We start from the raw sequence: 7,793 nt of genomic DNA on the forward strand, positions 1-7,793 counted from the left end.
AAAAATTAAAAACTCCTGACATCTTTTACAACATCAGGAGTTTTTACAGATTATATTAGATACAATTAAGCATTCTGCTTCTTGATCAAGTTCAAGGCCGAACCTTCGTTGAACCACTTGATTTGCGCATCGTTGTACGAATGGTTTGTTACGATGGTATCCTTACTTCCATCGGAGTGCACTACTTCGATGGTCAAAGGTTTGTCCGGAGCAAACTCAGCGGCATCAACAATATTGAACGTATCATCCTCCTGGATCAAATCGTAATCGTCCTCATTGGCAAAGGTCAAGGCCAACATACCTTGTTTCTTAAGGTTGGTCTCGTGGATCCTTGCAAAGGATTTTACCAATACAACGGCAACACCCAAGTGCCTTGGCTGCATGGCCGCATGCTCCCTTGATGAACCTTCACCGTAGTTGTGGTCTCCCACAACAACCGTCATGATTCCTTTTTTCTTGTATTCACGCTGGGTATCGGGAACACCTCCGTACTCACCTGTGATTTGGTTTTTAACGAAGTTGGTCTTTTGGTTAAAAGCATTTACGGCGCCTATCAAAGTATTATTGGCAATATTGTCCAAATGCCCCCTGAAACGCAACCATGGCCCTGCCATGGAGATGTGGTCCGTGGTACATTTTCCAAAGGCCTTTATCAACAATTTCATACCCTGAAGATCGCTTGCTTTGATGGGCACAAATGGTTCCAACAATTGCAAGCGCTCGGAATCCGAAGCCACTTTGACCTCTACTCCACTTCCATCTTCCAACGGGTCTTCGTAACCGTTTTCCTTAACTTCAAAACCTTTTGGTGGCAATTCCCATCCTGTCGGTTCATCCAACATTACTTCTTCCCCATCTTCGTTGATCAACTTATCCGTTAAGGGGTTAAAATCCAAACGACCTGCAATGGCGATTGCAGCGGTCATTTCGGGCGAAGCTACAAAAGCGTGTGTATTGGGGTTTCCATCGGCGCGCTTTGCGAAGTTTCGGTTAAAGGAGTGAACGATGCTGTTCTTTGGTGCGTTCTTTGGATCTTTGTATCGTGCCCATTGGCCAATACACGGTCCACAGGCATTGGTAAAGATCGTAGCATCCAATTTTTCGAATATCTCAAGGATACCATCACGCTCCGTAGTATATCTTACTTGCTCCGAACCTGGGTTGATACCAAATTCAGCTTTTGTTTTCAGTTTTTTGTCCAAAGCTTGTTGTGCAATGGATGATGCTCTTGATAAATCTTCATAAGAAGAGTTGGTACAAGATCCTATCAATCCCCACTCAACAGCTAAAGGCCAATCGTTTTTCTCGGCCTTTTCTTTCATTGTTCCTACTTCTGTTGCCAAATCCGGGGTAAATGGTCCGTTCAGCAAAGGCTTTAATTCGGAAAGGTTTATTTCGATTACTTGGTCAAAATATTGCTCTGGGTTAGCATAAACTTCTGGATCTGCGGTCAAATGCTCTTTTACCTTGTTTGCTTCATCGGCAACATCCTTCCTATCGGTTGCCCTTAAATAACGCTCCATGGATTCGTCGTAACCGAATGTGGAAGTGGTAGCTCCAATTTCCGCACCCATGTTACAGATGGTTCCTTTACCAGTACAGGACATGGAAGTGGCTCCTGGGCCAAAATATTCCACAATGGCACCTGTCCCCCCTTTTACGGTAAGAATTTCGGCCACTTTTAGAATAACATCTTTAGGGGCTGTCCAACCAGATAGCTTACCGGTCAATTTGACACCGATCAACTTGGGGAATTTTAATTCCCAGGCCATTCCGGCCATTACATCCACGGCATCGGCCCCACCGACACCAATGGCCACCATTCCCAACCCACCGGCGTTTACGGTATGGGAATCGGTTCCGATCATCATACCTCCAGGAAATGCATAATTTTCCAAGACAACTTGGTGAATAATACCTGCACCTGGTTTCCAAAATCCAATTCCATATTTGTTCGATACAGACCCCAAGAAGTCAAAAACCTCTTTACTGGTTTCATTGGCGTGCTTCAAATCTGATGCTGCGCCATCCTTGGCTTGGATCAAGTGATCACAGTGAACCGTTGTGGGCACCGCTACTTTATCCTTGCCCGCCTGCATAAATTGAAGCAAGGCCATTTGCGCCGTTGCATCTTGACAAGCGATTCTATCGGGTGCAAAGTCAACGTAATCCTTGCCTCTTACAAATGCTTTTTCGGGTTTACCGTCCCAAAGGTGGGAGTATAAGATTTTTTCGGAAAGTGTAAGGGGCTTGCCCACCAATTCACGGGCTTTTTCCACACGTTCCCCTATGGAAGCGTAAACACCCTTAATCATGTCTATATCAAATGCCATTATACAATTGAGTTTTTAAGATTTTCGTAATTCGGTAAATTTACTAAAATGAGAAGTAATTTGGAATTAGAATCGCACTAAATAAGTGTTGACTTTCTTATTTTTCACAATAATTCCGTGATAATTTTTTCCTCATTGATGCCTTCAGCCTCAGCTTTGTAGTTTTTTAGTATCCTGTGGCGAAGGATTCCCAGGGAAACTGCTTTAACATCTTCGATGTCCGGAGAGAACTTACCATTAATGGCCGCATGGGCCTTAGCTGCCAAAACCAAGTTCTGTGACGCCCTCGGGCCTGCTCCCCAATCGATATAACTTTTAACGTAATCGGATGCACCTTCTTGGCCCGGCCTTGTTCTATTGACCAACCTAACCGCATAATCCACAACATTGTCTGGCACGGGAATACGTCTTACCAAATGCTGTACTTCGATGATTTCGTCGGCATTGAAAAGTGTGTTTATCTGGACCTGATCATCCGTAGTAGTGGATTTTACCACTTGGATTTCCTCTTCAATCGAGGGGTATTTCAGCTCTATGGCGAACATAAAGCGGTCCAATTGCGCTTCGGGCAATGGGTAGGTGCCTTCTTGCTCTATCGGGTTTTGTGTGGCCAGTACAAAATAGGGTCGATTCAATTTGTACTGCTTTCCAGCAATGGTCACCGCCCTCTCCTGCATGGCCTCCAGCAAAGCTGCTTGGGTTTTTGGTGGTGTACGGTTGATCTCATCAGCCAAAATGATATTGCCAAAAACCGGTCCCTTAATAAATTTAAAGTTTCGGTTTTGGTCCAAGACCTCACTTCCTAAAATATCGCTGGGCATTAGGTCGGGCGTAAACTGGATTCTTTTAAAATCCAGTCCCAAGGTTTGTGCAATGGTGTTAATCATCAATGTTTTTGCAAGACCGGGAACACCGATCAACAAGGAGTGGCCCCCGGTGTAGATGGATAGTAGTATTTGTTCGATCACTTCATCTTGGCCTACAATGACCTTGGCAATCTCTTTTTTTAAATCTTGGTGCTTTTTTACCAGATTTTCTACTGCAACTACATCCGACATACAATTATTCCTTTACCCAGTTGTTTGCAAAATCGCAGTCCCTACTTTCGGAGTCAACATGGATATAAGTATCCTCTATATGTTCGTCCATCCATTCTTTAATGGCCTTGAACTGCTTTTCCCTTAGTGCCAGTTCCTGGATTTTCATGTAGTCTTTTGCGAAATCTGCCTCGTGCTCGTCATAACGGTTGGAAATCTTCATGATTTTGAACTTGGGAGCTCCTCCCCTTTGGTCATCTTCACGAATGGGACGGGATATTTCACCATCCTTTAAATCCCTAACTTGATTATATAGTGTTGGATCCATTTTGGTCAGCTCAAAACGGGAATCAAAGTTTACTGGGTTACGGAGCAATCCACCATCGAACTTGGTTTCTTTTTCATCTGAAAAGTTCAGGGCTGCTTCGGCAAAAGTATATTTGCCATCCAAAATTTGTTGGCGGATAGTATCCAATTCGTTTACGGCCTTATCAATAGCACTTTGAGGGATTTTAGGAATCATGAGGATATGTCGAAGATCTAACTCTTGTCCCCTGATTTTTTCTATATAAATAATATGATAGCCGAAACTTGTTTCAAAGGGCTCCGATATCTCCCCTTCCTGAAGACTGAAGGCTACATCCTTAAATTCCTTTACAAACGGAGTTTCTTTCGTCATACTATAAAAACCTCCTTTGGATTTAGAACCTGGATCTTGCGAGTACAAAATGGCCTTTACATTAAAACTCGCATCGTTCTCCAATACATCTTGGCGAATTTCCTTTAACTGGTCAATGACCTTTTGTTTTTCCTCTTCCGGGGCCTCGGGCTGTTTTACAATCTGGGCAATTTCCAGTTCTGCTCCAAAAACAGGTCTTTCATCTTCCGGAATTTTATAGAAAAATTGGCGAACTTCTTCCGGGGTCACTTCAATCTCTTCAACAATCTTGCCCTGCATTTTTTCGGACAGCATACGCAGTTTGTTGATTTCAAAAAGTTCTTCGCGGAAACTTTCCATATCGGGCTTTTTATAGTAGCTCAACATCTTCTCCACGCTTCCTATCTGTTGGGTCAATTGCTGTATTTGACGGTCACTCTGGGCATTTACCATATCGTCGGAGACCAACAAACTGTCCTGCACCGCTTGGTGGGCGTACAATCTATCCTCCATAAGTTTGCCCAATAGGTTGCATCGGGTAACATCTTCGGTGGATGCCCCTTGGTTTTGAAGGTCTATCAATGTTTTGTCGATATCCGACTCCAGGATCACATAATCCCCGACCACGGCGGCAATACCGTCCAATTTTACTTTTTTGGCGTTACTGGTGGAATCGTTAACGCCCAATGCTTCGTCGGCTTCCTGCGCTTGTACCATACCGAACAGTGCAAAAAATGCAATAAAAAGTCCTTTAATTTTCTTTGTCATAAACCTCAAATTCATTCTTCTTAATAGCTTCATCAATAATTTCGGTTTCCAGTTTTTTTATGTAGTTCAACCGTCTCCTGTTCAATATCAATTGTTTGATGTCCGGCTCCACATAATCAAAAGGAGCTGTTTCGTTGACTTCCAACACATTGGTTACCAAGCCCAAATATACCTCTAACGAATCTTGTAACTCAAAAAATTGTGATTTTTTTAAGTGGGTTTCCTCATTTGCCCGCGTCAAAGGTGGAATTTCTTCGATTACCCTTGATGCACTTATCCAAATAGAATCGTTAAAATGAATTTTATTGAACTGTACCGCGATGGAGTCCAAATATCTTTTATCCGAAACGTCCCAATTTTTTATTTTGGCCTCTACACCGTCCCTGTCCAAAAACTTTTCGGACATGCCCACAAACCTGAGCTGCACCAATTTTTCGTTTAGTTTGAAGTTTTCTTTCTCCCGCTCGTAAAACTCCTGTAGCTGTGCCTTGGTAACGGAAGTGTCCTGGGATTGGTTCACCAATGCCTCTATGTAAGCCCTTGTATAAAGGTCGGCCCGGTAATCGGACACCAAACGGTCGAATTCGGCCAACTTCTCTTCGGGCAGATTTATTTTTGATTTGGACAACAACAACTGCTTGGATGCCCAATTGTTGATATAATTCGTAACGAACATGGTGCTGTCCTCCGCTGTCATGTCGTCCCTGATCAAGGAAGCAATGTCCTCTTTGTACAAAAAAGTATCGTCCACCCTTGCCAAAGGTTCCTTCTCTTCTTCCTTGTTGAACATGCCCTCGCAAGAAGAAACGAGGATTGCAATTAAAGTGCAAAGAAGGAACGGCGTATTTTTTTGGTGCTTAAGCATTTCGCAAAAATAACAATTACAAAATCCCTTACAAGAAGGTTCTAATTTCATTAACAGATTTTTTTAGTTGGAGATAGATGCCAGAAATTGCTACATTAGTGCAAAACCAAACCAAACATGAAGTACACTACCGAAATTGTTATTGATGTCCCAAGGGAAGAATTCATCAAAAAGATGGACGATTCCGAAAACATGAGGCATTGGCAAAGAGGTCTTGTCAACTATGAACAACTATCACAAAACCCTGGACAGGAAGGTGCCCAAATGAGTCTCAGTTACAAAATGGGCAAACGGGAAATTACCATGATAGAGACCATCATCAAAAGAAACCTTCCCGATGAACTGCACACCATTTACGACACCAAAGGTGTGCATAACATTCAAAAAAATTATTTTAAGGAAGAAGGGGACAAAACCCGCTGGATTTCCGAGTCTGAATTCCAATTTTCGGGATTTGGCATGAAACTTATGGGGCTTTTTATGCCCGGTGCGTTTAAAAAACAATCCTTAAAGTACATGCAAGATTTTAAATCCTTTGCCGAAACCGGCAAATCCGTAACCGACTCATAAAAACCATGGAAAAGCTTTTGGACAGAAAAATAAAGATTATTTGGGACTTTAGAGGTCCCAATGCGGCCCATGTTGCCGAACACTATTTAAAACACCTCAAAGAATTTGTAGAGGCAGAGGAATTAAAGCACGACCTTTCGGGAGTAGAACATTATAGTCCCACCCACAGTATTGCTTTTTTGGTCGTGGCCGAATTTGAATTAAAGGAGGCAAGGGAAATTCTGAAACCCCACAGAGGCCAGGTATATACGGGGGAAATTTAATCTTTTTTTCATGAGGTCCAGACTTGGGATATTGAGTTTGCTTGTATTGGGGCTCTCCTGCTCCAAAAATTCATCTACCGACCCTTTGATCCAAGTGCTTTCTTCCGAGAATGTCAAAATTAGCAGGGTAATGGACAATCTGGAGGCACATGAAGTCCAAATAAGATACACCCAAATAGACCGAAGGAACGACAACATCGTTTTCACAGATTACGATTTTCAGGTTGACAAAAGCAACTATTTTTATCCTGCAAGCACGGTTAAGTTCCCCGCTGCGGTGGCCACTCTGGAAAAACTCAACGAACTTGACTCACTTTCGCTAAACACCCGGTTTTTTGTTGAGGGTGATTCCGTAAACTCAACATTCGCAAAGGCCATTTCAGAAATTTTTGCCGTCTCGGACAATGCCGCCAACAACCGGTTGGTAGAGTTTATAGGGCAAGACGACTTGAATGAAAGGATGCAAAGGAGAGGCGTTTCGCCCATTAGGATAGCCCATCGTTTATCAACAGACAATGCTGATGATGTAACTACCAAACCATTGGTTTTTTACCTTAACGATTCCACGACCTCATTGAGCAAACCCATTATAAATTCCCCGATAAAACCACTTGAACTAAATAGGGCTGAAAAAGGAAAAGGTTTTATTTCTGATGCATCTTTGCAAATGGGACCTTTTGATTTTTCGTTGAAAAATTACTATCCCATCGAAGCACAGACTGCACTGTTAAAACGTATCATCTTTCCTGAAGCATTCCCAAGGGAACAACGTTTTAACCTAAGTGATGTTCAACGCAAATATTTGTTGACCGCCATGCACACACTTCCGCCCCAATTAGGTTATGACCCCGATGTATTTTATGATAGCTATGTAAAGTTTTTTATGTTTGGTGACAGTACGGAACCCATGCCCAAACACATCAAAATATATAACAAAGTGGGATATGCCTATGGTACCCTGACTGATTGCGCCTATATAAAGGACACCAAAAACAATGTTGATTTTATGCTCACGGCAACGATATTGGTTAATAGCGATGGTATTTTTAATGATGATGCCTACGAATACGACGAAGTGGGCATCCCCTTTTTGGCACAATTGGGAAGAGAACTTTATGAAATTGAATTGACCCGAGGAAGATAACAAGGTCCGAAACTAAAAAGAGGCCGTCTAAAAACATTTAGGCGGTCTTTTTATTTAGGGGGTGATTTGTGGGTGCCTGCCTTAATGTTGCGTTTTATCGATTTATTTCCCTTGGAAAAAATCGGGCCATAGGGTCCCTATGCCCTTAAAGTTGC

At 42.6% G+C, this 7,793-nt stretch carries 7 protein-coding genes; 3 read left to right on the forward strand and 4 right to left on the reverse strand.

The annotated features are described in order from the left end of the window. Positions 1–65: 65 nt before the first annotated feature. The 4 genes from AC13CC_RS16180 to AC13CC_RS16195 all read right to left on the reverse strand — a co-directional run bounded on the left by AC13CC_RS16180 (position 66) and on the right by AC13CC_RS16195 (position 5,661). Positions 66–2,333, reverse strand: a complete 2,268-nt coding sequence (locus tag AC13CC_RS16180; protein WP_482875675.1) for an aconitate hydratase — start codon at positions 2,331–2,333, stop codon at positions 66–68. Positions 2,334–2,437: 104 nt separating this feature from the next. Continuing rightward, a complete protein-coding gene (locus AC13CC_RS16185; RefSeq protein ID WP_482875676.1) occupies positions 2,438–3,391 on the reverse strand; it encodes an AAA family ATPase in 954 nt (317 codons plus the stop codon). 4 nt (positions 3,392–3,395) lie between these two features. After that, positions 3,396–4,796, reverse strand: coding sequence for a peptidylprolyl isomerase (locus AC13CC_RS16190; RefSeq protein WP_326278893.1), 1,401 nt, complete (start codon positions 4,794–4,796; stop codon positions 3,396–3,398). Further along, positions 4,780–5,661, reverse strand: coding sequence for a peptidyl-prolyl cis-trans isomerase (locus AC13CC_RS16195; RefSeq protein ID WP_326278892.1), 882 nt, complete (start codon positions 5,659–5,661; stop codon positions 4,780–4,782). The genes AC13CC_RS16190 and AC13CC_RS16195 overlap by 17 nt, the downstream gene beginning before the upstream one ends. A gap of 117 nt (positions 5,662–5,778) precedes the next feature. Here AC13CC_RS16195 and AC13CC_RS16200 point away from each other — a divergent pair, with 117 nt between their 5' ends. From AC13CC_RS16200 to AC13CC_RS16210, 3 genes are read left to right on the forward strand one after another with little or no spacing between them, the layout of a single operon-like run. Next, positions 5,779–6,231: an SRPBCC family protein gene (locus tag AC13CC_RS16200; protein WP_482875677.1), complete on the forward strand. Its 453-nt coding sequence runs from the start codon at positions 5,779–5,781 to the stop codon at positions 6,229–6,231. Between the two features lie 5 nt (positions 6,232–6,236). Beyond that, a complete protein-coding gene (locus AC13CC_RS16205; RefSeq protein WP_293169232.1) occupies positions 6,237–6,494 on the forward strand; it encodes a hypothetical protein in 258 nt (85 codons plus the stop codon). A 10-nt stretch (positions 6,495–6,504) separates the two neighbouring features. Then, entirely contained in the window at positions 6,505–7,638 is a 1,134-nt protein-coding gene (locus tag AC13CC_RS16210; protein WP_482875678.1) for a serine hydrolase, read from the forward strand. Positions 7,639–7,793: the final 155 nt, after the last annotated feature.

The sequence above is a fragment of the Flagellimonas sp. L-11 genome (genome assembly GCF_056857735.1).